Annotated in this window: 20 protein-coding genes; 10 read left to right on the top strand and 10 right to left on the bottom strand. The window is 40.2% G+C overall.

Features of this window, described 5'->3' with window-relative positions; genetic code table 11:
- Positions 1–63: 63 nt before the first annotated feature.
- Genes JKG64_RS09540 through JKG64_RS09530 form a run of 3 tightly spaced genes read right to left on the bottom strand, consistent with a single transcriptional unit; the run spans position 64 to position 3,915 of the window.
- A complete protein-coding gene (locus JKG64_RS09540; RefSeq protein ID WP_210354049.1) occupies positions 64–789 on the bottom strand; it encodes an MIP/aquaporin family protein in 726 nt (241 codons plus the stop codon).
- Between the two features lie 33 nt (positions 790–822).
- Entirely contained in the window at positions 823–2,325 is a 1,503-nt protein-coding gene (gene glpK, locus JKG64_RS09535; protein ID WP_210354048.1) for a glycerol kinase GlpK, read from the bottom strand.
- A 24-nt stretch (positions 2,326–2,349) separates the two neighbouring features.
- Positions 2,350–3,915 carry a glycerol-3-phosphate dehydrogenase/oxidase gene (locus JKG64_RS09530; RefSeq protein WP_210354047.1) on the bottom strand — a complete coding sequence of 522 codons (1,566 nt, stop codon included), beginning with the start codon at positions 3,913–3,915 and terminating at the stop codon, positions 2,350–2,352.
- A 203-nt stretch (positions 3,916–4,118) separates the two neighbouring features.
- Between JKG64_RS09530 and JKG64_RS09525 the strand changes: the two genes are divergently transcribed.
- On the top strand, positions 4,119–4,901 hold the full coding sequence (locus tag JKG64_RS09525) for a DeoR/GlpR family DNA-binding transcription regulator (protein WP_246512517.1): 783 nt from the start codon (positions 4,119–4,121) through the stop codon (positions 4,899–4,901).
- Between the two features lie 500 nt (positions 4,902–5,401).
- Here the strand turns inward: JKG64_RS09525 and JKG64_RS09520 are convergent, their stop codons facing one another.
- Positions 5,402–6,952 carry an OmpP1/FadL family transporter gene (locus JKG64_RS09520; RefSeq protein WP_210354046.1) on the bottom strand — a complete coding sequence of 517 codons (1,551 nt, stop codon included), beginning with the start codon at positions 6,950–6,952 and terminating at the stop codon, positions 5,402–5,404.
- A gap of 95 nt (positions 6,953–7,047) precedes the next feature.
- Positions 7,048–8,265, bottom strand: coding sequence for a hypothetical protein (locus JKG64_RS09515; RefSeq protein WP_246512516.1), 1,218 nt, complete (start codon positions 8,263–8,265; stop codon positions 7,048–7,050).
- Between the two features lie 268 nt (positions 8,266–8,533).
- On the opposite strand from JKG64_RS09515, the gene proS reads away from it, so the two are divergent.
- The 4 genes from proS to JKG64_RS09495 all read left to right on the top strand — a co-directional run bounded on the left by proS (position 8,534) and on the right by JKG64_RS09495 (position 12,880).
- A complete protein-coding gene (gene proS / locus JKG64_RS09510; RefSeq protein WP_210354045.1) occupies positions 8,534–10,006 on the top strand; it encodes a proline--tRNA ligase in 1,473 nt (490 codons plus the stop codon).
- Between the two features lie 118 nt (positions 10,007–10,124).
- Positions 10,125–10,922, top strand: a complete 798-nt coding sequence (locus tag JKG64_RS09505; RefSeq protein WP_210354044.1) for a Rossmann-fold NAD(P)-binding domain-containing protein — start codon at positions 10,125–10,127, stop codon at positions 10,920–10,922.
- A 31-nt stretch (positions 10,923–10,953) separates the two neighbouring features.
- The gene (locus tag JKG64_RS09500; RefSeq protein WP_210354043.1) at positions 10,954–12,099 is read left to right on the top strand and encodes a trans-sulfuration enzyme family protein; all 1,146 of its coding nucleotides are present in this window, start codon (positions 10,954–10,956) and stop codon (positions 12,097–12,099) included.
- Position 12,100: 1 nt separating this feature from the next.
- The gene (locus tag JKG64_RS09495) at positions 12,101–12,880 is read left to right on the top strand and encodes a TIGR02757 family protein (protein WP_210354042.1); all 780 of its coding nucleotides are present in this window, start codon (positions 12,101–12,103) and stop codon (positions 12,878–12,880) included.
- Between the two features lie 369 nt (positions 12,881–13,249).
- Here the strand turns inward: JKG64_RS09495 and JKG64_RS09490 are convergent, their stop codons facing one another.
- The 5 genes from JKG64_RS09490 to JKG64_RS09470 all read right to left on the bottom strand — a co-directional run bounded on the left by JKG64_RS09490 (position 13,250) and on the right by JKG64_RS09470 (position 19,492).
- Positions 13,250–13,681 carry a GNAT family N-acetyltransferase gene (locus JKG64_RS09490; RefSeq protein WP_210354041.1) on the bottom strand — a complete coding sequence of 144 codons (432 nt, stop codon included), beginning with the start codon at positions 13,679–13,681 and terminating at the stop codon, positions 13,250–13,252.
- Positions 13,678–14,676, bottom strand: a complete 999-nt coding sequence (gene gap / locus JKG64_RS09485) for a type I glyceraldehyde-3-phosphate dehydrogenase (protein WP_210354040.1) — start codon at positions 14,674–14,676, stop codon at positions 13,678–13,680. Before gap ends, JKG64_RS09490 begins: the two co-directional genes overlap by 4 nt.
- Positions 14,677–14,817: 141 nt before the next feature.
- Positions 14,818–15,447, bottom strand: coding sequence for a peroxiredoxin family protein (locus JKG64_RS09480; protein ID WP_210354039.1), 630 nt, complete (start codon positions 15,445–15,447; stop codon positions 14,818–14,820).
- A 156-nt stretch (positions 15,448–15,603) separates the two neighbouring features.
- Positions 15,604–18,600: a protein translocase subunit SecDF gene (secDF, locus tag JKG64_RS09475; RefSeq protein WP_210354038.1), complete on the bottom strand. Its 2,997-nt coding sequence runs from the start codon at positions 18,598–18,600 to the stop codon at positions 15,604–15,606.
- A gap of 391 nt (positions 18,601–18,991) precedes the next feature.
- Complete coding sequence (locus JKG64_RS09470) at positions 18,992–19,492, bottom strand: hypothetical protein (protein ID WP_210354037.1); 501 nt, start codon at positions 19,490–19,492, stop codon at positions 18,992–18,994.
- A gap of 449 nt (positions 19,493–19,941) precedes the next feature.
- Between JKG64_RS09470 and guaB the strand changes: the two genes are divergently transcribed.
- The 5 genes from guaB to JKG64_RS09445 all read left to right on the top strand — a co-directional run bounded on the left by guaB (position 19,942) and on the right by JKG64_RS09445 (position 26,131).
- Positions 19,942–21,417 carry an IMP dehydrogenase gene (gene guaB, locus JKG64_RS09465; RefSeq protein WP_021069995.1) on the top strand — a complete coding sequence of 492 codons (1,476 nt, stop codon included), beginning with the start codon at positions 19,942–19,944 and terminating at the stop codon, positions 21,415–21,417.
- A gap of 135 nt (positions 21,418–21,552) precedes the next feature.
- Positions 21,553–21,675 carry a 30S ribosomal protein THX gene (locus JKG64_RS09460; protein ID WP_210354036.1) on the top strand — a complete coding sequence of 41 codons (123 nt, stop codon included), beginning with the start codon at positions 21,553–21,555 and terminating at the stop codon, positions 21,673–21,675.
- 233 nt (positions 21,676–21,908) lie between these two features.
- Complete coding sequence (locus JKG64_RS09455; RefSeq protein WP_210354035.1) at positions 21,909–24,485, top strand: phosphoenolpyruvate carboxylase; 2,577 nt, start codon at positions 21,909–21,911, stop codon at positions 24,483–24,485.
- A gap of 71 nt (positions 24,486–24,556) precedes the next feature.
- Positions 24,557–25,108, top strand: a complete 552-nt coding sequence (locus JKG64_RS09450) for a hypothetical protein (protein WP_210354034.1) — start codon at positions 24,557–24,559, stop codon at positions 25,106–25,108.
- A 132-nt stretch (positions 25,109–25,240) separates the two neighbouring features.
- On the top strand, positions 25,241–26,131 hold the full coding sequence (locus tag JKG64_RS09445; RefSeq protein WP_210354337.1) for a Ppx/GppA phosphatase family protein: 891 nt from the start codon (positions 25,241–25,243) through the stop codon (positions 26,129–26,131).
- Positions 26,132–26,136: the final 5 nt, after the last annotated feature.

Below are 26,136 nucleotides of genomic sequence, written 5' to 3'. Positions count from 1 at the left end.
ATTGGTAGCTAAATTGGTGTTTTAATATTAACTCAATGTTAATAGTTGCTTTTTTGTTTCGTTTTATTTCATAAAGACGAATAATAACGCAGCTAGAGAAGCCCCGATCAATGGTCCTATGACAGGTACCCATGCATAAGATAAGTCGAAGTTTGCCTTATTTTTAATAGGCAATAAGGCATGTATGATACGGGGGCCTAAATCTCGAGCAGGATTGATTGCATAACCTGTTGTGCCACCTAAGGATAGTCCAATGGCCCAAACGAGGAATGTAACCGGAATTGCGCCTATGGATCCTAGCCCGATAGGGGAGTGATCTGCTAGACTTGCTTCTTTAAAGTGTAATATGGTAAATATCAGTACGAAGGTTCCTAAGGCTTCGCTGAATAGATTTATGGGAATATTCTTGATCGCTGGGGCTGTGCAGAATACTGCCTGTTTGGCTCCAGAGTCGTCGGTTTGGTCAAAGTGGTCTTTGTACATGATCCATACGAGGGTAGCCCCTGTCATAGCGCCTATAAACTGTGCCGCGATGTAGGATAGTGTAGTCCGAAGATCTATACTTCCTAAAATATAGTTGGCCAGTGTCACGGCGGGGTTAAGATGCGCTCCACTATAAGGACCGGCAATCGTTACGCCGACAAAAACAGCGAATGCCCAGGCGGTTGTAATGACGATCCAACCTGAGTCGTTTCCCTTGGTCTGTTTTAAAACTACATTGGCGACGACTCCCCCTCCCAGGAGTATCATCACAGCAGTTCCTATTAATTCTGCAATAAAAGGTGTCATAATATAGATTTATTGAAAGGTGGTTACCTCTTGTTAGTTCTTGTAATCTGCCCAAAATTTAGCAGTATCGGTTGCTCTTTTCCATTCTGCAAGCTGGGCATCATATTTCTTTGATTTCGTTGCTTCAAATATTCTATCTTCTTCCCACAGCGCTTGAAGTTCCTTGGTGTCTTTCCAGAATCCGACAGCCAAACCTGCAAGAAATGCAGCCCCCATGGCTGTAGTTTCTGTAATAGAAGGGCGGATGACTTTGGTCTTTAGAATGTCAGCCTGAAACTGCATTAAGAAACTATTTTGGGTCGCACCGCCATCTACCCGTAGTTCTTTTATACGGGATGCGGAGTCCGCTTCCATCGCTTTCAATATATCATAGGTCTGATAGGCGATGCTCTCTAATGAAGCTCGGGCAATATGTGCCGCGTTAGAACCGCGGGATAGTCCAACCATAGTGCCTCGGGCCTCAGCATTCCAATGTGGAGCACCTAATCCTGAAAATGCCGGTATGAGATAGACACCATTGGTATCAGGTACACTATTGGCTAGTTTTTCGACTTCATTGGATTTGCGGATAATACCTAGCTCGTCTCTGAGCCATTGTACTACAGCGCCACCTATAAAGATGCTGCCTTCTAAAGCGTAGTTAACTTCTTTGCCGATTTTCCAGGCAACTGTGGTTACCAATTTATTGCTGGATATAACCGGTTTTTTACCAATGTTCATGAGTAGAAAGCAGCCTGTCCCATAGGTGTTTTTAACCATACCCTTTTGGGTACATAGTTGACCAAAAAGAGCGGCTTGTTGATCTCCCGCAATTCCAGCAATCGGGATCTGGACTTTAGCGATATTCTGAGTCGTGTGCCCGTATATCTCGGAGCTACTACATACGATGGGTAACATTGATTCTGGTATTTCGAAAATATCCAGAAGTTCTTTGTCCCATTGTAAAGTGTGGATATTTAAAAGTAAGGTGCGTGAGGCGTTTGAGACATCTGTAATATGTTTTTCGCCGTTTGTAAGGTTATACACTAGCCAGGAGTCTACGGTGCCAAAGGCAAGCTCGCCTTTTTGGGCTAATTGTTTAGCTCCTTTTACATTATTGAGTATCCAATTGATTTTAGAAGCGGAAAAATAGGCGTCGATAAGAAGTCCAGTTTTTTCCTGTATGGTGCGTTCTAGTCCTTTCTCTGCAATTTTTTTACAGTAGTCTGCTGTTCTGCGATCCTGCCATACGATAGCATTATAGATTGGTTTGCCTGTCTTTCTATTCCAAACTATAGTGGTTTCTCTTTGATTAGTTATACCTATGGCTTTGATCGCTTCTAGATTTAATTTTGTCTTAGCGACTACTTCGGTCATAACGGCAAGTTGGGTAGACCATATTTCCTGGGCATCGTGCTCTACCCAGCCTGACTTTGGATATATCTGCGTAAACTCTTTTTGAGCGATCTCGATAATTTCTCCTTTTTGGCTGAAAAGAATCGCTCGGGAGCTGGTGGTACCTTGATCCAGAGCGAGTATATATTCCTTCTTCATCATATATTGGGTTTATTAGGTTAGCTATTATAGGGTGTAGTTTTTAACAAGGGTTGTATAATCTTCGATTTCTTTCGCTATCCAAGCTTCATTTTTACCCAGCTCTTCTGCCATTAGTGATGCGACTTTTGGGGCAGCTTCTAAAGAGGCTTTAGCATCCAATAAAAGAAAACGTACTCGTCGTGCTAAAAAGTCCTCTACTTTGGCAACCATTTCATTACGACATGCCCAAACGACTTCTGCAGCTAGAAATTCATACATCGGATGAAGTTTCTCTCCTAATGCAGGAGATTCTGAAGCCAGTTTCATGAGTGGCTCAATGTCTGAACCATAGACTTGCCAATGACCAGGCTTTTTGTTCAGAGAATAGCCATGGATTGGTAAGTTTTGTGTTTTGCATGTGGTAGGGGAAAGACTAGCTGTTTTTATGGCTAAATCAACTGTTTCTTCTGCCATTTTGCGATAAGTAGTCCATTTTCCCCCAGTAATGGTGATCAATTGAGAGGCGCTCTTGATGAGCTTATGGTCTCTCGATATTTCTTTCGTGCTTTCGGAGTCACCATCGGTGGGTGCCGCTAATGGACGTAAGCCTGCAAATACACTAAGAACGTCTTTTTCAGTAGGCGCATTCTCGAGGTAATCATTTGCTGTTTTCAAGATGAAATCGATTTCCTCATGGAGTGGTCTAGGCTCAATCTGATGTGCATGAAGTGGGGTGTCGGTGGTGCCGAGTAGTACTTTGTCATGCCATGGTACACCAAAAAGTACACGTCCATCACTGGTCTCCGGTATCATTAGTGCATCTTCATTGCCTAAGAATTTTTTGTCGATGACGATATGCGCTCCTTGACTCGGGCGAACAATATCTTTGTGGGTGGGGGTGTCGAGTTTAAGAATATCATCCACAAAGACGCCTGTTGCATTGATCACTGATTTTGCTTGAATGGTAAACGTAGCTCCTGATAAGGTGTCTACTAGGCTTAATCCATTTGTTTTACCTGTTGCATCTTTGGTGATGTTGTTGACTTCGGCATAGTTCAATAGGGTGGCTCCATGAGAAGCTGCTGTTTGTCCCAAATTGATAGCAAGTCTGGAATCATCAAACTGACCATCGTAATATTGTATACCACCTACTAGGCCTTTAGTCTTTATCTTGGGTAATTTTTGAGTGACTTCATCTTTATTCAATAAGGTAGATTTCCCTATTCTCAGTTTTCCAGCCATCCAATCGTATAGTTTTAGACCTATAAGAAATTTCAACTTATTGAAAGTTGAATAGGACGGTATTACAAAGCTCTGCACGAAAGAAACATGAGGTGCATTTTTAAAGAGTAAGCCTCTTTCTTTCAAAGCAGATAGCACAAGTTTTATGTCGCCATTGGCAAGGTAGCGTACTCCACCATGAACTAGCTTCGTACTCTTGCTTGATGTGCCCTTTGCGAAATCGTATTTTTCGACAAGTAGCGTACGGTATCCCCTCGAAGCGGCATCAACGGCAATTCCTAAGCCGGTAGCTCCGCCCCCTATAATGGCAATATCCCAAAGGTCTGTATTCTGAATGCTTTCTAAAGCTTCGTTTCTTGTGAATTTCATTTTGATTCCCTGTGTTTATTTGTGCTTTGTTTTGTAAAAATAATAAAAAACGTAAATAAACGAAAGTTTATGAAGTCTTTTAGATAAATGTCCTAATTTTAGAATAACTTAATTATCTTAGGATTGTGAATGTAGGAGGGATGCTCTTGTTAATGCAGTTCGCTACATCTGCCCAGATATACCAAAGAGGTAACTGGTATCCAATGAAAATTAGTAATATCTGTATGAATAATGTCGAACGGCATCAATATATCATCAAACAAGTAAACCAAAATGGACACGTTTCTGTTTTGGATTTATGTGAAGAATTAAGTGTCTCTTCTGTAACAATCCGTAAAGATTTACAGTTTTTGGAAGATACGGGGCTTGTGTATCGCACACATGGTGGTGCTACAAGGCAGAATCCTTATCAAACAGACAGGTCCGTTGTTGAAAAGCAAAAAATATATGAAGATGAAAAGATAAGTATAGCGCGAGCAGCATCTAGACTGGTTTTGGCTAATGATTCTATTATTATTGGATCGGGGACAACAACGCAGTTTCTGGCGCGAGAAATCATGCCACAGGGAAATCTTACTGTGGTTACATCTGCATTGAACGTGACGCTGGAGTTACTTAAACATCAAAATGTTGAGGTCATCCAATTGGGGGGCTCTGTACGTCGTACATCATCGTCAGTGACTGGGCAATATGCGAATAATATCTTAGATCATTTTTTCTGTTCGAAATTGTTTTTGGGGGTAGATGGTATTGATCTCGACTACGGTATATCCACAACGAATGCTCAAGAGGCGATGTTAAACCAAAAAATGATTACTGTAGCACAACAGGTTATCGTATTGGCCGATTTCAGTAAATTTGGTAGAAAGAGCTTTGGGAAAATTGTAGATTTTTCACAGATCGATATCGTTATCAGTAATGAGATACCTCCCGCTTTTCAAGAGCTGTTTGATTCGTTGGGTATTGAAACCATAATCGCGAAATAGTGAATCCATCATATTAAAAAGGGGCTTAGTTAAGCCACTTTTGTTAAGTATATTAAGCCTCGTGTTCCACTCGAGGCTTTTTTGCTTTTACTTCTTCCGTTGATTTAGATATCTAGGATCATTTAATGATCCTACTTTTCGACGAACAGATTCCATTGGTCCATTTTCTGTTCTCCCCATGCTGTTTTAAGTTTAACTAAATGATCTTAATAACTAGGGAACATGTTATTACTAAGTTATTATTTAAGAAGTAATAAATCAGGATATAGCAGGGAGATAACAGGGACTTTATTCGGTTTGATCCGAATGAAGTCCCTGTTATCTCCGAATAAAGTCCGTATAAAATCCTTATTATATATTAAAATGGGCCCTAATTGGTGTCAAGTTGAACCGGACCTATTTTAGTAAGAAATATGAAGTATCAGTTTTTTACTGTATAAAGAAAAAGGGGCTGTCTCGTATACTCGAGACAGCCCCTTTTTAATAGTATCTGAAACTGTTTAGAATTTTGCGCCTAACGTTAGGATACCACTTGTTCTTTTGTGATCAATCGATGCTACCGGGCTCGGGGCTTTCCAGAAGTCCTCAGCTATAGTGTAAGCGGTTTGATTGTATGAATTGACTTGGTGTACAACAGCTAGATCCATGTAAAGAGAGTTTGTTAATTTTACCCCCAATCCTAAGCTGCCGCTGTAGTTCTCATCTTTAATCCCATCTTTGTAAGGATTGCCAAAATAATTGAAACCAGCACGACCACTTAAGATGTTAGTAAATAAGAATTCTCCGCCGATTCTGAAGTTGACCGCATTTTTATATAAATTTTTTATATCCTTGTTTATATTATCATATGATCCTCCACCTGAATAATTGGCCGAAGAATAGCGCATGGTATTGTATGTGACGTACTCCATGTCTGCTGTCAAGAGTCCTCTACTGAAAAATTTGGAAAGGCCTAAGCCAAATTTCCAAGGGGTAGTCATGTTGTAGTCTAGCTGCCCAGGGTAGTTTTTCGATTCGTAGACCTCAAAAGGATCTTTTGCGGAATCATTATCGTAGAAATGCACGTCGGTGTACGCTTGGCTATCATCTTTAACTGTTGTCCAGGTAGGTGTATTGATTGTAAGGCCAATGTTCCAGTCGGTTGTAGGTTTATAGATCATTCCTAGTTTGAAATCTACTCCAGAACCTTCTGTCACTTGAGCTTGATTGTCAAATAGTTCATAGCTGGCTTCAGTATATTTATACCCTGGCTTTGTCGGGTCAGCATAATCTGAGTTTGGATTGTCTACTAAAATTTCATCTCTGCTTTTGGTCCAGCCATTTTCAATAAACTGGGTGCTTTTTTCATATCTGAATGAGGTAATACCTAATGTAGCACCAATATAAAACTTGTTGTTGTAGTTGGAACCAAAGGCAATAGCGGTCTTGCTACGGTTGCCTCTGGTGATAATGTCGTTATACTGTTTTTTATCCGCCGTTTCTTTAGCTAAGGGGAAGTAGCCTTTTTTAGAATCTCCGAATTGTTCTACGATATTGGATTGAGCAAAGTCTGCACCGAAGTCTCCAGACATGATATCCGAAAGTGCATTTACAATTGTGGTTTGATTGTTTACGCCTTCGTAGGTTAGTCTATTATTAAAATTTTGCGTTTTATTATAACTTATTCCTACATTGAAATTCATCCAGCCTGAATTGGAACGGTAGGCTGAGGTAGGAAAGTGAAAAACAACACCTGCTTGATCTACACCGAAATTGTCCTTCTTACTGTTAGAGTTCATCCCTTGGTAAGAAGTTTTGTTTTTATTTCCTAGGTAATCAAATGTGATAGACATATCTGATCGACTGAAGAAACCTAGACCGGCAGGGTTTCCATTGATCGATGAAATATCACCTCCTAGTGCTGTTTGGGGATTTCCCATTCCTTTCATTCGCGCAGACCCGCCGTTGTCTTCTCTTGAAAATGTTATTGCATCGTCTACGGATTGGGCATGCGATTGTGTCCAAAATATACTCGAGACGAATGCCGAAAGGATAATATGCTTAATTTTCATAAATTACTGTTTGTCCAATTTATAAACAGCCAATTTAATTATTGGCTGTTTATAAGGATAGTGTTTATTTTCGTTTAAAGAACTGTTTATCTAGACTAATGCCTTTTTTTGAGGATTAGCTTACTTTTAGCGTCTTGATGAACCTGATGAACGGGTCGATGAAGCGCCACCTCCGCCTCCGCCTCCGCGAGACATAGAACCACCACCACTAGACATGGATGAACCACTGCTTCTCGAAGGCGGTGTATAAGTGCTTCCGGAATTTCTGGAAGAACTGCCACTATCTGAACGGCGACTTGAGGAAGGAGCAGTAGCCGGTCTAGAAGTGCTAGATCTGTCAGTCGTGTAGGTCTTGCTACCGTACCTTGACCTGTAGATTGTCCACGTCTACTACTTGTTGCACGAGTGTCTGTCCCTCTTCCTGAGTCCATATTTCCTCTATTTACCTCCGTAGAAGTTCCTCTACGTGATGTGTTGGCTGAGCCTCTTAGGCTACCACCGTCTCCGCGAGATGTGCCTACTCGGTTTGATATTGTTCCGTCGGTAGTACCTCTACGACTTGATGTGGTGGATCTAGTGTCAATACGACCGTTAGCATCGCGTACCACTCCTGTGGAACCTCTTCTGCTAGAGGTAGATCCTGCGTCTCTACGGCTAGAACTTGCTGTTCTCGTGTTGAATCGATCTCGATTGGTAGAGCGCACAGAAGAATTAGCAGGACGTCTACTGCCATAATAACCATTGTTATAATAATAGTTATTATTGTATCCGTAGTATGGGTGTCCCCAAGAATTGTAATAAGAGTTGTGTCCCCAATAACCGCCGTATCCGTAGTAAGGTCTTCCCCAGCCATAACCATAATAAGGTGATCCCCAGCCGTAGCTGTAGTAAGGCGATCCCCATCCAAATCCAATGGACCAGCTCGAACCCCATCCACCAGTAGACCAACCTAAGCCGAAGCCACCATATCCGTACCATGGGTCAAACCAAGGATCATAATAGGTCATGCCTGGGGCAGAATAATAGAATCTATTGATACGATTTGCGTATTGTAGGTCTTCGTACTGATCCTCGTAATATTCTTCGTCTGAATATTCATCTGAATAATAGCCACCGTCTGTATTGGAATTCGAATTTTGTTGCTCGGTATAGTAATAATCAGGACTTTGATAAACCGGTGCAGGTCTGCTACCTGCAGCCTGATTGTTATAGACATCGTCTCTATACGTTACTTGTCTACTCGTCGAGCAGGAGCTCAATACGGCAACAAGTGCTAAAGTCCAGCCTCCGATAAGTAATTTATTTGTTTTCATCTGTTTGATTTTTTGTTTAGCTTTCAGATGGAGCCTTTTTAATGAATAACCCACGGTATTCTGTATTATACATGTAGGGCTCTTTATATCTTTATCACTAAAGTGTCTATATAATCTAGTCTCTTTTTACTATCTTAGACGCATATTTTTGCAAAGGTTTAATCCCTGTCTCAAAAATATAAATTAATTTATCGACGGAAAAAGATATTATTACGGATTGTCCGTAACCATAATATATTGTTACAAATTAAATAGTTAAAAAAGAACAATGAGCAAAGGAATAACGAGTAGAAGCGAGGATTATTCTCAATGGTATAATGACCTGGTGATTAAGGCTGATTTAGCAGAGAACTCTGCTGTGCGGGGGTGTATGGTTATTAAACCCTATGGGTATGCAATTTGGGAGCGTATGCAGGCCATTTTGGACAAACGCTTTAAGGAAACAGGACATAGTAATGCCTATTTCCCCTTGTTTATTCCCAAGTCTTTCTTCTCTAAGGAGGCGTCTCATGTGGAAGGTTTTGCAACAGAATGTGCTGTAGTAACACACTATCGGTTGAAAAATGACGGTAATGGGCAGATCATTGTAGATGAGGAAGCGAAGTTGGAGGAAGAGTTAATTGTACGACCTACATCGGAAACCATTATCTGGAACACGTATAAGGGGTGGATTGAGTCTTATCGGGATTTGCCAATTTTGGTCAATCAATGGGCCAATGTAGTGCGTTGGGAGATGAGAACACGCCTGTTTTTGAGAACTGCAGAGTTTTTATGGCAAGAAGGACATACGGCACATGCTACGAGCGAGGAGGCCATTGCTGAGGCAGAGCAAATGTTGGCGGTGTACGCTGATTTTGCTGAAAATACATTAGCGGTTCCAGTAGTGCGTGGCCGAAAAACAGAAAATGAACGTTTTGCGGGTGCATTGGATACTTTTTGTATTGAGGCATTGATGCAAGACGGAAAGGCATTGCAGGCAGGTACGTCCCATTTCTTGGGACAGAATTTTGCAAAGGCTTTTGATGTTAAATTTACGAGTAAAGAAGGTAAGCAGGAGTATGTATGGGCGACATCGTGGGGGGTATCGACCCGTCTGATGGGCGCACTTATCATGGCGCACTCGGATGACCAAGGCTTAGTATTGCCTCCAAAATTAGCACCTATACAAGTCGTTATTGTACCTATCTATAAAACAGAGGAGGAGAAAGCAAACATTGATGGATTTGTTAAGAATCTACAAACGGAGCTGAGAGGTAAGGATATCTCTGTTAAGTATGATGACCGTGATACACAGCGTCCTGGGTTTAAATTTGCGGAATGGGAATTGAAAGGTGTACCCGTTCGTGTAGCGGTAGGGGCACGCGATATGCAGAATGGTACGGTAGAGTTGGCCCGTCGTGATAAGCAAACAAAAGAAACGGTAGCGCAAGAGGGGCTCGCAAATGTTATAGAGGTTCTTTTAGAAGATATACAACAGAACATATATCAGAAAGCATTAGACTTTAAAGCTAGTCATACTACGGAGGCTAATTCCTACGATGAGTTTAAAGATATAATAGAAAACAAAGGCGGATACGTTTCTTGTCATTGGGATGGTACGGTAGAAACGGAGAAGCGGGTGAAGGAAGAGACCAAGGCTACTATACGTTGTATTCCTTTGGATGCGAAGGAAGAAGAAGGGGTGTGTATTTTTACAGGTAAGCCTTCGTCTAAGAGAGTTCTTTTTGCGAAAGCATATTAAATCAGCTAGCTGATTTGTCTTTTTAAATCGTAAAAAAGTGAGATTGTAGTGTTTCTAACAGTTTTACTTTTTTACGATTTTTTGGTTTTTAATAGGTTTGTTTTTTAAGATGAATACGATGTTTTGTACAACTAGGCCAAGAATATTGATATTAGGTGGTGGCTGGGTAGGTCAAGATGTCGCCGCGCTTATGCATGGAGCTGGATACGAGGTGTGGATATCTACGACCTCGTTAGATAAAGTCACTATGTTTGAGAGCTTGGGATATCATGGAGTTCATATTGACTTCGATGGAGAATTGAAAGGGGAGATCGCGTTGCCTGATTCCGTTGATTTTGTTCTGAACTCTGTCCCCGCTACTTCGAGAAATACTGCAGAGGTGCTCGATAGTAGGTTCCGTAATGTTGAATGTCTTTTGCAACGGATTGTTTTTAAAAAACATATTTTTTTGAGTTCTATCGGTGTATATCCAGATAAAGACGGTTTGTATGATGAAGAATGGACGGGTGAATTGGATAAAAGGCTATTGGGAGCGGAACAGATCATGAAAACTCTTCCTGTTACCCTGGTATATCGACTAGGTGGACTATTTGGTAAGGAACGTATATTTGCCAAGTATTTTGGTGGAAGGGTGTGTCAAAGTGGGGAGCAACCTGCTAACTTTATACATTTAGAGGATGTATCTGCGTTGATCAAACTGGGATTTGAATCGTTGCCTCCTCCTGATATTTATAATATTGTAGCTCCAATGCATCCAACGAAAAAGGAGGTCATCCTAGCATCAGCGTCCAAGTACGGATTGCTACTTCCATCTGGTTTTGACCCTTTGGCCAATCATCAAAAGGTCGTATCGGGGCAGAAGATTATCGATAGGCTGAAATATTCGTATAAGTATCCTTCACCACTAGATTTTTAGTAAGTTTATATGAGCAAAATTTTTGAATACTATGGCTTATAAGTTCGCAACCCGCGCTATACACGCGGGACAGCAGGCTGATCCTGCTACCGGTGCTATCATGACTCCGATATATCAGACCTCTACCTATAAACAGCCGTATCCCGGTGAGCATAAAGGGTATGAATACTCTCGTGGAACAAATCCTACACGTAAGGCCTTGGAGGATTGTTTGGCGTCGTTAGAAAACGGGAAGTACGGTTTGGCTTTTGCTTCAGGGATGGCAGCAACTGATTGTGTGTTACGTCTGTTAAAGACTGGCGACGAGGTATTGACCGGCGATGATTTGTATGGTGGGTCTTATCGTATTTTTACGAAAGTATATGCGGATTATGGTATCAAATTCCGTTTTGTCGATACATCGGATGTGGAAGCTGTAGCGGAAGCTATTACTGAAAACACAAAGTTGATATGGATAGAAACTCCTACTAATCCAACGTTACAGTTGGTGGATTTGGAGGCCATTGGCAGGATTGCTAAGGCTGCTTCTGTATGTTATGTGGTCGATAATACCTTTGCGTCACCTTATTTGCAGAATCCATTGGATATGGGAGCGGATATTGTGATGCATTCTGCTACAAAGTATATTAATGGACATTCGGATGTCGTAATGGGAGCTCTGATCATGAATGATGAAGTCCTGTACAAGCGGTTGCGTTTTTATTATAATACCTGTGGTGGGACACCTGGCCCCCAGGACTGCTTTTTAGCCTTGCGTGGCATAAAAACGCTTCATTTGCGTATGCGCGCACATTGTGAAAATGCTAGAAAAGTGGCTGAGTTTCTGAAAGATCATCCTAAGATAGAAACTATTTATTGGCCGGGATTCGAAACGCATAAGGGACATGAGATCGCGAAAAGACAGATGCGGGATTTTGGTGCAGTGGTTTCTATTGTGCTACGGGATGCTGATTTGCAGGAGACATTTCGTATCGCTTCTAGGTTTAAGCTATTTTCGATAGCAGAATCATTAGGAGGAGTGGAGTCGATGGTTAATCATTCGGCGACAATGTCCCATGGTTCGATGACAAAGGAAGAACGTCAGCGTGTAGGTGTGGTTGATAATATGTTGCGTCTCTCGGTTGGAATCGAGGATGGTGACGATTTGGTAGAGGATTTAAGACAGGCTTTGGGGTAATATGAGTGCTTTTAACCTGAAAGAATTTCTTGATAAGAAGGTCGAGGAATATAACCGACCACAGTTTATAGAAAATGATCCGATATTGATTCCTCATCTTTTTGATGATAAGAAAGATGTTGAAATCATGGGCTTTTTTGCCGCTATTTTAGCCTGGGGACAACGGAAAACCATCATCAATAAATGTAAGGAGTTAATCGATAGGATGGATGGTACACCTTATGATTTTATGCGAAATCATAAGGAGACGGATCTAAAAAGTTTACTGAACTTTAAACACCGTACCTTTAATGATACGGATCTACTTTATTTCGTTTCTTTTTTTAAACATCATTATATGAATTCTGATTCGTTGGAAGATGCTTTTTTAATTGGGCAGGAAGTCGATAACTCTCCCATCGATATGGAGGTGTCCTTGAATAGGTTTAAAGCTTATTTCTTTTCTTTGGCAGATTATCCTACACGTACTCGCAAACATGTGAGTTCGCCAATGCAAAAGTCGACTTGTAAACGGCTAAATATGTTTTTGCGTTGGATGGTGCGTCGTGACGATCAGGGGGTAGATTTTGGTATCTGGCAACGATTATTGCCAGCTCAGTTGATTTGCCCGTGTGACGTGCATGTCGAACGCGTAGCGCGTAAATTGGGCCTGATCACACTAGAAAAGGTGAATTGGAAAACCGCTGTGGAATTAACGGAAAACCTTTTGATTTTAGATCCGGATGACCCGGTAAAATATGATTTTGCTTTGTTTGGTCTGGGAGTGGAACGGGAAATGTAGTTTAATCAAAATATTTGAAGATGAAACCTATTTATCGTATTATTCTCGCTGTTGTTTTGCTTATTGTCAATAATCTACTGTTTTCAATGCACACAATTGGCATTGTACATATAATACAGCTCTTTGTTAGCTTTCTACTCTTTGTAGGCTGTCTGATTGAATTTGTGGAAGGAGAACAACGAAAGCAGTATAAAATACCCTTGCTTTTTGCATTTGTTTTCGCAGCGAGGAACTTGGAGGAGATTGTGCGAAAAGGACTTTTAGAATATTTTCCGGAAATATATCAAATCTATAAGCTTTATATTTTTATAGCCGCAGTTGTATTGTTATTAGTCGCGGTGATACTTCTCAACGAGCGATCTAAGCGAACTAAAGCATCTTGAACATTTCACGATGTGGGCCTATTTCTGGGATGTCAAACTCGTCGGACATATATTCGAATCCTAAAGCCTCGTAAAAGGGAAACGCGTTAACACGTGCATTGAACCAGAGGTAGTCGATATGGAGCTGGGATCGGAGATGTTCCATTGCAGCCAATAGTAATTGAGCGGCGTATCCTTTGCGCCTGCCCTCTGGTGCTGTGGCCATACCACGTAATCTATACGCTGATTTGGGAAGTTTACCATGATTTTCCTGCATACAGGTCAGTATGCAGACTAGGTTCTCTCCTTCATAATACCCCATATGAAATGTTGAAGGATATAGGTCGTGGTCAAAGCTACATTTTGCTGGGGCCAACCCATTTCGAAGTACAAGGGATCGGAGCTGTAAGGTTTGCGCTGCTGTTATAAAACGGATCACAGGGAACTGATTCTTTCTAGTATGTCTACTAATCTATTGGAATAACCGAATTCATTGTCGTACCAGCCTACTACTTTGACTAAGCCTCCGACGATAGAGGTCAATTGGGCATCGAAGACGCAGGAGTATGGGTTGTTGATAATATCAACGGATACAATAGGGTCTTCGGTATAATATAAGACCTGCTTGAGACTCCCCATTGCTGCAGCTTTGAATTTTTCATTGATCTCTGCTACGGTAGTTCTTTTCTTGAGCGTACAGGTGAAATCAGTAAGTGAGCCATTCAGTACAGGGACACGAATTCCGGCGCCCCCCAGTTTTCCTTCTAAGTGTGGGAAGACATTGGTTATTGCTTTTGCAGCACCTGTACTGGTGGGGATGATGGAGGATGATGCGGCTCTTGCTCTGCGTAGATCTCTATGGGGCGCATCGTGTAAGTTTTGGTCTCCAGTCATCGAGTGGACAGTGGTAATATAGCCATCTTCTATTTGCCAGTTTTCATCTAATATCTTGACTAAAGGTGCCACATTATTGGTGGTACAGGAAGCGTTGGAGAAAATAGGGGCATGCCAATCAAAATCAGTGTCGTTTATCCCTAATACTACGGTAGGGATGTCCTTATCCGAAGAGGGTGCAGAGATGATTACTTGCTTGGCTCCAGCAGTTAGATGGAGGTTGGCTTTGTCCCGAGAGGTGAAAAATCCAGTAGACTCTACAACCAAATCAATCTGTAAAGATGACCAGGGTAGTTCTGCTGGATTTTTTTTGTTCAATATTGTTATTTTCTTACCATTTACCATTAGAAAATCCTTCCCATGCGATACTTCTCCTGGGAAGGGACCATGTACTGAGTCGTATTTCAGTAAATGTGCTAGCGTAGCGGGGTCTGTAAGGTCATTGATTGCTACAACTTCGATGTTTGGAAGCTGACGTACCATTAGGTTGCGTAAGGTATGTCTACCTATACGACCAAAGCCATTTATTGCTATTTTCATATGTAAATGATATGTTTTTCAAACCCCATTATCTTGTCTGGACTGGTCGGGATGGAATATCCAAACTGTTTTTATTGGTGCCTGTGCATCCAAAGCCACATAGATGTTTCATGGGGGATATTACTTGTTGTTTCGGGCTTGTTATTTTGTGTAGGCTGCTACTATCTCATTAATATTTTTGTCTCCATCCCAATGTGCCTGCAACTTATTGTCTTTGTCGTAGACGTAGTTGGCCGGGAATTGTGTAGGAACGTGGAATTTTTGTATGAATTCCTGGTTTCTGTCATAAAGTACTTCGACGTTTGGTTTATCGACAAGTTCTTTTGCGAATGTTTCTAAGAAAGATGCCATTAATGCCGGATCATTCATAGAAACGAAGTAGATGTTGACACCCTTAATGCGGTCATAATTTTTGCCTAATGCAGCGGCTTCAGTTCTACAGTGCGAGCAACCTGGGTCAAAAAGAATGAAGGCTGTTTTTTTTCCTTTTGGAATGTCTGTATTTGTAAATGAAATACCAGATTTTACTTTATAAAACGTAAAGGCTGGAATTTGCGCAATAGGGTCACCTTGAGCAAGATTGGAAGGGGTGTTTGCCGGAGCTTGTGGCGCTGTGCTATTTGAACTGTTCGCATGTGCACTGTGGTCGTGCCCTTGATGAGCGTCCGCCTCCGTTTTGTTTTGTTCCGTATTACTTGAGGTATTAGAGCAACTGGATAACCCCAACGATACGCTTACAATAAGATAAGCTGGTATAATCATTTTCTTCATACGTTTGTTTTTTATCCCTACAAACTTATATAAAATGCTTTGTATTCACGAATCTCCGTTGGAAAAAACTATGAATCTGACGTTGCTATGTTGAATCTAATGGACATAAAAAAGGCTATCATTCGATAGCCTTTTTTTATAATATCTAGTGACCGATTAAGGAGTCACCACTTTTACTTTTTCCTCAGCTGGCTTAGCAATACTTTTACCTTTACCTAAGTCATATACTGTAGGAGCCGCTAATACGATCGAAGAGTATGTACCTACGATAATACCGATCAGGATCGCAAAAGAGAAACCTCTGATAACCTCTCCACCGAATACGAACAATACTGCAAGTACGAAGATAATTGTTAAAGAAGTAATAATTGTACGACTCAAAGTGGTATTGATCGCTTGATTTACAACATCTCCAAAGTATCTATTCATACCTTTTGACTTGCTTACATCTTCACGGATACGGTCAAATACGACTACTGTATCATTGACCGAATAGGCTAGTACAGTAAGGAATGCCGCTACAAAGTGCTGGTCAATGTCCAATGAGAATGGAACAATACCATCTAATATAGAGAATAGACCTAATAGGATAATACCATCGTGTATCGTTGCGACAGCTGCACCCACTGAATATTGCCATTTGTGGAAACGCACTAAGATATAAGCTGCAATAATCAATACAGAAAGGATACTAGACCAGGCTGCTCTTCCTTTAATGTCGGATGCAATAGATGGCCCTACCTTTTGAGAAGAAAGGATTTCGTATTTATTTCCTTGCTCTTTGGATAGACCTTCATTTAATTTTGCTAATACTTCCGCATCAGCTTCATCCGAAGTTTCGGTGATATGATAAGTTGTTGTTACACGAACTTGGTTCTCACTACCAAATGTTTTTACCTCTGTGGTAGACTGGAATGTTTCATCTAAGTTTTTACGAATAGTTTCTAGATTAACAGCTTTGTCATAACGAACAGTATAGGTACGTCCTCCTTGGAAATCTACTCCTAACGTGAATCCTTTGGTGAAAACGAAACCTAAAGAAATCGCTACAGCGATCAGTGATACGATATAGAATTTCTTACGGTTTTTGATAAACTGATAGTTAGCGTTTTGAAGTGTTTTCTCAGACCAAGGGAATGAAACTGATATTTTCATATCTCTGTCTAACATAAACTCGAAAATCAAACGCGATATAAAAATAGATGTAAATAACGATGTGATAATACCAATCATCAAGGTTGTCGCAAAACCTAAGATAGGTCCTGAACCAAAGAAGAATAATACAACACCAACTAAACCTGTTGTAATCTGGGAGTCTAAGATGGATGGTAATGCATGTTTATAACCATCGGCTATAGCTTGACGAATACTTTTTCCTAGACGAAGTTCTTCACGTATACGTTCGTATATCAGTACGTTGGCATCCACAGCGGTACCCATTGTCAATACGATACCGGCGATACCAGGTAGGGTCAATACAGCATTTAGTGATGCTAAAATACCTAACAAGAAGAATACGTTGAATAATACCGCAATGTTGGCTGCCCAACCTGCTCTATTGTAATATACAACCATGAATATCATTACGACTACAATACCAATTACCGCAGAGTTAACTCCTGAGTCAATTGCAGCCTGTCCTAATGAAGGACCTACAATAGCTTCTTCTACGATTTTAGCCGTTGTAGGAAGGCGACCTGCCTTCAATACGTTAGCTAAATCTTTCGTATCTTCAATAGTGAAGTTTCCTGAGATTGAAGAACTACCTCCTGGAATTTCATTACTTACGGTAGGGGCTGAATATACCACGCCATCTAAGACGATAGCGATCGATGCTTTAGTCTGCGCTGCTTTAGCTGTAATACGTCTCCATTCTTTAGCACCATAAGAATTCATCTGCATGGATACTTCTGGAGCATTGGTTTGTGGGTTGAAAGCATCTCTAGCGTCTGTAATAACTTCACCTGTTAGTACTGCACCATGTTCACCTGGAAGTGGTTTTATAGCATACAGTGATAAGAAGTTAGGACTACGATGTTCCGGCTTTACGGCCCACATCAATTTTAAGTTTGAAGGAATCTGTGATTTAATCTCTGGTCTTGCTAAGTAAGCATTTACTTTCGCAGTATCCTTTAGATTGGCGATACCAACCTGTGCTCCAGGAGCTAGTTGTTGTTGTCCATTTTCAGCTTGGTATATGGATGGCATCAATACACTGAATAACGGGTTTTCTGCAGCCATATTTGCCGCTACTACACTAGAATCCTGTTTGTCGCCTTTGTTGGCAGAAAGATTAGCAAGTAGATTGTCTTCTTTTTTTGTGCTATCTGCTGCTACAGAATCTGTGCTTACAGTAGTTTTTGGAGACTCATTAGATTTCAAAGAGCTCGCTAAAGAACGATTGATGTTATCTAATAAAGGATAGATTTGCATATTGTCATGCGTCTCATAGAACTCTAATTTGGCAGAGCCTTGTAAGAGTTTGCGAACGCGACTTTCATCATTGACACCAGGTAGTTCGATAAGGATACGGTTTGTTCCTTGTTGAATCTGAATGTTTGGAGATGCAACACCAAATTTATCAATACGTGTACGTAATACTTTGTATGAATTTTGGATCGCATTGTCTGCTTCTTTTTGAAGGAAACTTTTTAAATCTGAATCTGAACTCGTTGCTTTGATGAAAGCGGAGTTATCTTTTGTCGCAAAAAATGAAGCTAAACTAGCTGACGCACCGCTAGCTTTGTAATCTCCGATAAAAAGATCGACAACAGATTTGTTTGAAGATTTACTTTTTTGAATTGCTGAGTTTAGAGATGCGTTAAACTTTTCGTCCTTTGGATTATTAGCTAAGTTTTTAATTAACTCATCTAAAGAAATCTCCATAGTGACGTTCATCCCACCTTTAAGATCTAGCCCTAGAGCAAGTTCATAAGATTTACATTCTCTGTACGTGTACTTGGCAAAACCCAAGTTATAAACCGTTTCACCTGCAATGGAATCTAGGTATGCCTTTTCCTTTGCAATATTGCCTCCTGCATATGCCTCAGCTTCACGTTCCACTTTTCTTGTTACAAAAGTGAATGATAAAGAATAGAGACAAGCTAATGCCACTATTATTACCAAAAATTTAATCAGCCCTTTACTCTGCATTTTCTGTATTCGTCTATTAGTTTGATATAGTTTATGTTTTTTAATTGCTTTAAATCTCGTGAAAATATGTCAAAGTATCGTTAATCATTGGGCTAAAAAGGACGATAAAGTCTTTTTTAGAGGCTTGGACTATACTTAATACTTTAACAGAATATATTTTACCAAGAATCGCAAAGGTATAAAAATTTTGTATAATGAAAACAAAATATATGGATAACTATTGAAAAGTTTTTGTTATGGGAATATGAACAAAATATTAGCAGAAGTGGCTAACGGGGAGGGGCCTATGGCGCAATCGGACTTTTTGTTTCCGATTGCGCTATGAAAAGGCTTTTTGTTTCAGCTATGCTTATTTGTTGACTTTGGCATAGGGTTGAAGCGGTTGTGTGTGTTACTTTAAAGTGAATTTGAATCCTAGGGTGAATCTTGACGGTTCGAAACTCGAATTATGGGTTAAGTTCCACCAAGGTTTCCAGTCAAAATGAAAGGCCAAGGGAGCGGAAGGTATTTTGAATTCGAGACCGACGGCTGGACGAATAGCGACATGAGTATGGTTATCACGGTGTTTGTCATCAAACCAGATGCTATTATTGTTAAGAAAGGTCAACTGCGGACCTATGCCAACATACCAGCTGAGTCCGCGAGCACCACGGATCGGCTGGTTGTAGGAGTAGTCTACTCCTATTAATGTAACGTTGTCACCGAATAGTACCTGTGCATTACCAGCGTTTTGATTATCAAAAAAGTGTTTGACCTGTGGGCCGCCTAAGGTGGGGCCATCACCTACATCTATGCCTACCCCTAGGGCAGTTCTATAGGACTGTGCTTTTACAATAGTCGAGGAGCCAAGCAACAAGGCTATCGCAAATACAGATAGAGCCAATTTTTTCATATGCATATAATTTGACTTTAAGTTGTCATATGGAATATCCAAATTAAATTCATTCGTGTTTATGTAGCCTCTGCTACATGGATATTTCATATGTGTTTTTATTCGTTTTTTAATTGTCTTATGGAATACTCATGAGGAATGCTTCGCTAAGCATGAGTATTTCTTCTGAACTTGTATGTATTAATATAATTAAAAGGTGATGAAGCTTTACTGTGGTCGCATACTCTGTCTACTGAAGATAGCGGCAAAGGGGGCTTCGGTCTTTTATAGTTGTGCTTTGTGAGGTTAAGCAAAGAACTTGCCAAAATGTTGCGATTGGCTTTAATTGTTGGTTAAAAAAATGAATATAATCTGAGCGTCATTAAATGGGGGCTGTTATTTTTATTTTGGTTTTTTGATAAAAAATTGTAATTTTGCCTGGCAAATAGAAAACCCACAAGATATTTGCCATGCAATTAGATCCACAAAAATTCGTAGCTGAAGGTCTCACATATGACGATGTATTATTAATACCAGCTTACTCCGAGATTCTACCTAGAGATGTAGATACAAGCACTTTTTTAACGAAGAAGATAAAACTAAATATACCGTTGGTTTCGGCTGCGATGGATACAGTCACGGGATCTGATCTGGCAATCGCGATTGCACAAGCAGGTGGAATAGGGATGTTACATAAGAACATGACTATTGGTGAACAAGCTGCTGAGGTGCGTAAAGTAAAACGATCAGAAAGTGGTATGATTCAGGATCCTGTCACATTGTTGGAGTCAGCTACAGTGGGAGATGCATTCAGTATCATGAAAGAGCATAAAATCGGAGGTATTCCTGTTATAGATTTGGATGGTAAATTGGTTGGTATTGTTACGAATCGGGATTTGCGTTTTCAAAAGAATATGGCTCGTCCTATTAATGAGCTAATGACAAAGGATAATCTTGTTGTTGCCCCTGAAGGAACGGACCTGGTCAGAGCAGAGGAGATTCTTCAAAATCATAAAATAGAGAAGTTGCCTGTGGTCGACAATAACTATATGTTGAAGGGACTGATTACCTTTAAAGATATACAGAAATATAAGCATTACCCTAATGCAGCAAAAGATGAGCATGGACGTTTATTAGTTGGTGCAGCTGTAGGGGTTACGGGAGATACTTTGGAAAGAGTTGATGCATTGGTGAAAGCCGGGGTGGACGTAATCACGATAGATACGGCGCATGGGCATTCTCTAGGTGTAATTAATAAGTTGAAGGAGGTTAAGTCGAAATACCCTGAGTTGCAGGTTATTGTTGGGAATATTGCAACTGGAGCAGCAGCAAAAGATCTTGCGGATGCAGGTGCGGATGCTGTCAAAGTTGGTATTGGTCCAGGTTCAATATGTACGACCCGTATCATTGCAGGTGTTGGGGTTCCTCAGTTGTATGCCATTTATGAAGTCGCTAAAGCGTTGAAAGGTACCGGTGTGCCTTTGATTGCAGATGGAGGAATCAAGCAGACAGGGGATATTGCCAAGGCTATTGCTGCTGGGGCATATACAATTATGGCAGGTTCGCTATTCGCCGGAGTTGAAGAAGCGCCAGGTGAGACCATTTTACTCGAAGGACGAAAATTTAAATCTTATAGGGGTATGGGATCTATCGAGGCAATGGAGAAAGGTTCGAAGGATCGGTATTTCCAGGACGTAGAAGATGACATTAAGAAGTTGGTACCTGAAGGGATTGTTGGTCGAGTGCCTTACAAAGGAACTTTAGCGGAAGTTGTGTATCAATACATAGGTGGTTTGCGTGCTTCGATGGGCTATTGTGGTGCAGCGTCTATAGCGAAATTACAGGAAGCGCAGTTTGTGCGAATTACCGGAGCTGGCTTGAGAGAGTCACATCCTCATAATATACAGATTACAAAAGAGGCACCGAATTATAATAGTAGGGGTTAGTTTGTTTTTTGTAAAAAGGTAAAAAGGAAGGCACCTAGGTAGGTGCCTTCCTTTTTTTGTTTGCTTTTCCATATTTATTACTGTAAATTGTCATTGGTTATCAACTTTATATATCATTTATTTAAAAATATAGTTATGGGAAAAGGAGATAAGAAGACAAGAAGAGGTAAGATTATAATGGGATCTTATGGAAAGCGAAGACCCGGACGGAAAAAAGAGCTTGTAAAAAGCCAGACTGTCCCAAAAGATAGTAAATAGGCAACCGAAAGGTTGCTTTTTTATTGGGTTAGCTTTCTCGTGTTATATGTTGAAAGTTTTTTCTTGTTATTTTTTCATTAAAAACTATATTTAAATATGATTTTAATAAAAAATTACACTCTTTAATATTAAATTGTATATTTGTTTGCTGCTTTTGGAGTTTTTTTGTTTTAACGATACCTCTCTGAGCAGACTAATCAGTGAGACGAAAGGATCATACATAATTTATTGAAATGAAATTAAGTCAAAAACAAGCCGTATTTGAGAATGAAGTGCTCACGCGCTTTGATTTATTTAAAAGTCTGTTCTTAACCCTACCTTTTCAACGTGTAAAGCATACAGGCACATTACTTCCATTTTTTACGACCCACTGTGAGCAAGGCGTTGAAAGGAATTCGACTCCAGAGACTATAATCGATAGTTTTTTTCAGCAGTATGAGCAATATATACAAGATGAAGATCGTGTAGATCTTCTGTTTAGAATTGTACAATATATCGAACGTCAAGTGGTCTTATTCGATGCAATAGAAGACTCTTCTTTTCAGGCTGTTGGAAAAAGTGATGAAATCGGAGGATTAAACTCTTTGTTCAAACTAGCTCAGAATGATGCTAAACTAAAAAAACAACTTGTAGAGAAATTACGTGATTTTTCTGTACGGTTGGTGCTGACAGCTCACCCTACACAGTTTTATCCTGGGCCGGTGCTAGGAATAATCAATGATCTGATCGAGGCTATAAAGGCAAATGACATCTCTAATATTCATCTTTTGCTTCAACAATTAGGTAAAACACCTTTTATAAAACAGCAACGTCCAACTCCTGTGGATGAAGCGGTAAGTTTGGCCTGGTACTTAGAAAATGTTTTTTATAAAGTCACCTCTGGTATTCAATCTAAAATTGATGATGAGCTAGAGGTGCCATCAGAAGATGTAAAGCAGTTGATCGAGTTGGGGTTTTGGCCTGGAGGGGACCGTGATGGTAATCCAAACGTAACTGTCGAGAGTACAAAGCGCGTGGCAGGAATGCTTAGGACCATTCTATTCCGCTGTTATTATCGCGATTTTAGGGTAGTAAAGAGACGGATTACCTTTAAGGGAGTGGAAGGTTACTTGGAGAATCTTCAAGAGTTGTTCTATACCAATAGTTTTCACACTGTAGAAAATCCTAAAGATGATACGGTAGAAATACTCGAAAATCTAAATGCTATCAGAGAGGTCCTTCATTCTTTACACAACGGTTTGTTTGTTGAGCTTGTTGAAGATTTAATTCGTAAAGTAAATACATTTGGTTGCTATTTTACTACGTTGGACATTCGTCAAGATAGTTCTGTATTGCGGCAGACGATTAACTATTTGGTGCAAGAACATGGTGAAAAGCTAGGTGTTGAATTGGAGCGGCTCACCACGAGCGAGGAAAGTAAGCAACAGGCATTACGTTTTACAGAAGATAATTTAGTGTATAAAGATGACGCGGAACCGTTGGTTAAAGATACGATCGGTGTGATACAGCTATTAAAAGATATCCAACGCTCGGGAGGAGAACGGGCCGCGCAGCGTTTTATTATTTCTAATTGCCAACAAGCCTCAGATATATTGGGCTTGATGCAATTGTTTTTGTGGGAAGGATGGCAAGTGGATAAGTTGTTTATTGATTTTGTCCCTTTGTTTGAGACTGTGGATGATCTAGAACGAGCCTCAGATGTGATGCGCACGTTGTATAGTAACCCTTTTTATGGGGCGCATTTAGAAAGGAGAGGGAATAAGCAGACTATTATGCTTGGTTTCTCCGATAGTACAAAAGATGGGGGATACCTTATGGCCAATTGGTCCATTTATAATGCGAAGATGGAGCTGACTGCGTTGGCGAGGGAGTATGAGGTGGATCTGGTATTTTTTGATGGCCGTGGTGGACCTCCGGCCCGTGGAGGTGGGAAGACACAGCGATTTTATGCTTCTATGGGAACCGAGATCGAAAATAAGCATATACAATTGACTATACAGGGGCAGACCATCAGTAGTCAATACGGTTCTTTGGATACCGCACAGTATAATATTGAACAATTATTACATGCGGGGTTGATTTCAGAAATTAGGCAAAATCAAGGCGATACACTTACGGAAAAACAAAAACAGATTATTGAGGATATGGCTGAAGCTAGTCATACGAAATTTTTGTCTTTACGTAATCACCCACTTTTTTTGAAATATTTAGAAGCATTGAGTCCGCTAAAGGAACTCTCTTCTATCAATATCAGTAGCCGTCCTGTGAAACGAAATTCTGATAGGGATCTTCGACTAGAGGATCTTCGGGCCATTTCTTTTGTGACCTCTTGGAGCCAACTCAAGCAAAATATTCCTGGCTTCTTTGGTGTTGGGACAGCTTTGCAATGGGCCGAAGAGAATAATTTATGGTCTTCAGTACGTAATCTATATGAGAATTCAGGTTTTTTCAATACACTTATTGACAATTGTATGATGTCTATGACAAAGTCAAATTTTTCCATTACTTCTTACATGAAGGATGATCCTATTTTTGGCGAATTCTGGTGTACACTTTATGATGAATATGTAAAGACTAAGAATTATTTGTTGAAATTGAGTGGCGCAAATGAACTCATGGAAAACTATCCGGTCGAGCGGGCATCGATTCTAGAACGGGAAAAAATTGTATTGCCCCTGTTGATTATCCAACATTATGCTATTCGGAAATTACGCGAGGAAAACCTCTCTGTGGAGCAGGAAGATGTATATAGAAAGCTTATTGGGCGTACAATATACGGAGTCGTAAATGCAGGTAGGAATCTTGCATAATAGATAATCCGAAAATATGGCGTATTCTGATAGATATTTCATATTTTTGTATTCGAGAAAAAAGAATTAAAATGAAATTAAATACTTTATTTTTTGCCGCAGTATGTGCAGGTACTTTGTTTAACTCTTGTGTAGATAAAACAGCAAAGGAGAATCAGTTGAAATACACGCATACTACTTTGGTAGACGGTGATGCGTTTTCTGCTTTCCAGAAAATTGGAGAAGCAGCACAGGTAGGTGTAATTGTTGCTGAGCACGAAGAGGCTAATGGTGATGCAAAATCGAAAGAAGTTGCTGCAAAACTGAAAGCTTACTACGCAGAATTGATCCCTTCCTTGGATACTATTGCTAGAACGGTGCAAATCGATTTTCCTATCAAAGGTGTGCCTGCTCCAGAACTGACTACTGCTCACGCAGCGGACTCTACTGCTTCAACAAATGTAAAGCATACTGACTATGTGCATGATGCACAACACGAAATAGGGTTGATAAAAGAACAGTTAACACGTTTGACTCGCAATACTAATAAAGATTTGCGTGCTTTTGCTGAAAAGCAAGTGGATATCGTATCTGAAGTATACAAACAGATTGGTGGTAAAGAAGAAGCTCATTCGCACCATTAATAGTTGTTTTGCACAATAAAAAAAGGGAACATGTACATGTTCCCTTTTTTTATATGTTAATTCTAACGTTAATTTAATGAAAAATTAATATTAAAACGTTATTATTGGCAGATTAAAAAAAAAATAATGCCGGTGAGATACGCAGCTATAGATATAGGGTCAAATGCAGTCCGATTGTTGATTGCTGATATTTTAGAAAAGAAAGAGGAAGTGGTGTATACGAAGAATACATTGCTTCGTGTTCCGTTGCGTTTGGGAGATGATGCTTTTATTGATAAGCATATATCTATAGGTAAATTTCAGGATATGGTCAAGACCATGCGGGCCTTTAGAAACCTAATGGATGTCTATAAAGTCACGGATTATATGGCTTGTGCAACATCAGCTATGCGGGATTCGGATAATGGAATGGCGGTTGTTGAAGCTTGCAAGGAGGAGGGGATTGATATACAGATTGTGGATGGAGGAGTAGAAGCTAAAATTATCTACAATTCTTATTTGAGTAATACGATCGATAAGACTAAGGTGTATCTATACATAGATGTAGGAGGAGGTAGTACAGAGATAACGCTGTTTGCGAATGGTGAGCTTGTTGACTCTCAGTCTTTCAACTTGGGGACGATCCGTATATTGGATAATCAGGATCAACCGGAGACATGGGATAAAATGCGCCGTTGGGTTAAGGAAAAGACGAGAGGTTATAAAAATATCTATGGTATAGGCACTGGAGGAAACATCAATAAACTGTCGCGTATCGCAAATGAGAAAGGGGATAAGCCGATGACCTATGCTAAGCTGAAGGCAATATTCGATCATTTGAATTCTTTTTCATTAAAAGATCGTATCCATGAACTGGGCTTGCGTTCGGATCGGGCGGATGTTATTATTCCCGCTTCAGAAATTTTTCTAACTATTATGAAGGTCGGACATCTGAAAAACATTGTGGCTCCGCGAGTTGGCTTAGTCGATGGAATTATTCAAACTCTTATTGATAAGAATTTTAAAAATAATACGCAGATTTAGCTTGT

The sequence above is a fragment of the Sphingobacterium tabacisoli genome (assembly GCF_017908035.1).
Lineage (GTDB): Bacteria > Bacteroidota > Bacteroidia > Sphingobacteriales > Sphingobacteriaceae > Sphingobacterium > Sphingobacterium tabacisoli.
The sequence above is the reverse complement of the archived record's forward strand: the minus strand, read 5'-3'. Positions and strand labels throughout refer to the sequence as shown.

Excerpts from the sequence above, each read along its gene's own strand:
- JKG64_RS09540 (WP_210354049.1), bottom strand. The coding sequence starts at position 789 with ATGACACCTTTTATTGCAGAATTAATAGGAACTGCTGTGATGATACTC.
- glpK (WP_210354048.1), bottom strand. The coding sequence starts at position 2,325 with ATGATGAAGAAGGAATATATACTCGCTCTGGATCAAGGTACCACCAGC.
- JKG64_RS09530 (WP_210354047.1), bottom strand. The coding sequence starts at position 3,915 with ATGAAATTCACAAGAAACGAAGCTTTAGAAAGCATTCAGAATACAGAC.
- JKG64_RS09525 (WP_246512517.1), top strand. The coding sequence starts at position 4,119 with ATGAAAATTAGTAATATCTGTATGAATAATGTCGAACGGCATCAATAT.
- JKG64_RS09520 (WP_210354046.1), bottom strand. The coding sequence starts at position 6,952 with ATGAAAATTAAGCATATTATCCTTTCGGCATTCGTCTCGAGTATATTT.
- JKG64_RS09515 (WP_246512516.1), bottom strand. The coding sequence starts at position 8,265 with ATGAAAACAAATAAATTACTTATCGGAGGCTGGACTTTAGCACTTGTT.
- proS (WP_210354045.1), top strand. The coding sequence starts at position 8,534 with ATGAGCAAAGGAATAACGAGTAGAAGCGAGGATTATTCTCAATGGTAT.
- JKG64_RS09505 (WP_210354044.1), top strand. The coding sequence starts at position 10,125 with ATGTTTTGTACAACTAGGCCAAGAATATTGATATTAGGTGGTGGCTGG.
- JKG64_RS09500 (WP_210354043.1), top strand. The coding sequence starts at position 10,954 with ATGGCTTATAAGTTCGCAACCCGCGCTATACACGCGGGACAGCAGGCT.
- JKG64_RS09495 (WP_210354042.1), top strand. The coding sequence starts at position 12,101 with ATGAGTGCTTTTAACCTGAAAGAATTTCTTGATAAGAAGGTCGAGGAA.
- gap (WP_210354040.1), bottom strand. The coding sequence starts at position 14,676 with ATGAAAATAGCAATAAATGGCTTTGGTCGTATAGGTAGACATACCTTA.
- JKG64_RS09480 (WP_210354039.1), bottom strand. The coding sequence starts at position 15,447 with ATGAAGAAAATGATTATACCAGCTTATCTTATTGTAAGCGTATCGTTG.
- secDF (WP_210354038.1), bottom strand. The coding sequence starts at position 18,600 with ATGCAGAGTAAAGGGCTGATTAAATTTTTGGTAATAATAGTGGCATTA.
- JKG64_RS09470 (WP_210354037.1), bottom strand. The coding sequence starts at position 19,492 with ATGAAAAAATTGGCTCTATCTGTATTTGCGATAGCCTTGTTGCTTGGC.
- guaB (WP_021069995.1), top strand. The coding sequence starts at position 19,942 with ATGCAATTAGATCCACAAAAATTCGTAGCTGAAGGTCTCACATATGAC.
- JKG64_RS09460 (WP_210354036.1), top strand. The coding sequence starts at position 21,553 with ATGGGAAAAGGAGATAAGAAGACAAGAAGAGGTAAGATTATAATGGGA.
- JKG64_RS09455 (WP_210354035.1), top strand. The coding sequence starts at position 21,909 with ATGAAATTAAGTCAAAAACAAGCCGTATTTGAGAATGAAGTGCTCACG.
- JKG64_RS09450 (WP_210354034.1), top strand. The coding sequence starts at position 24,557 with ATGAAATTAAATACTTTATTTTTTGCCGCAGTATGTGCAGGTACTTTG.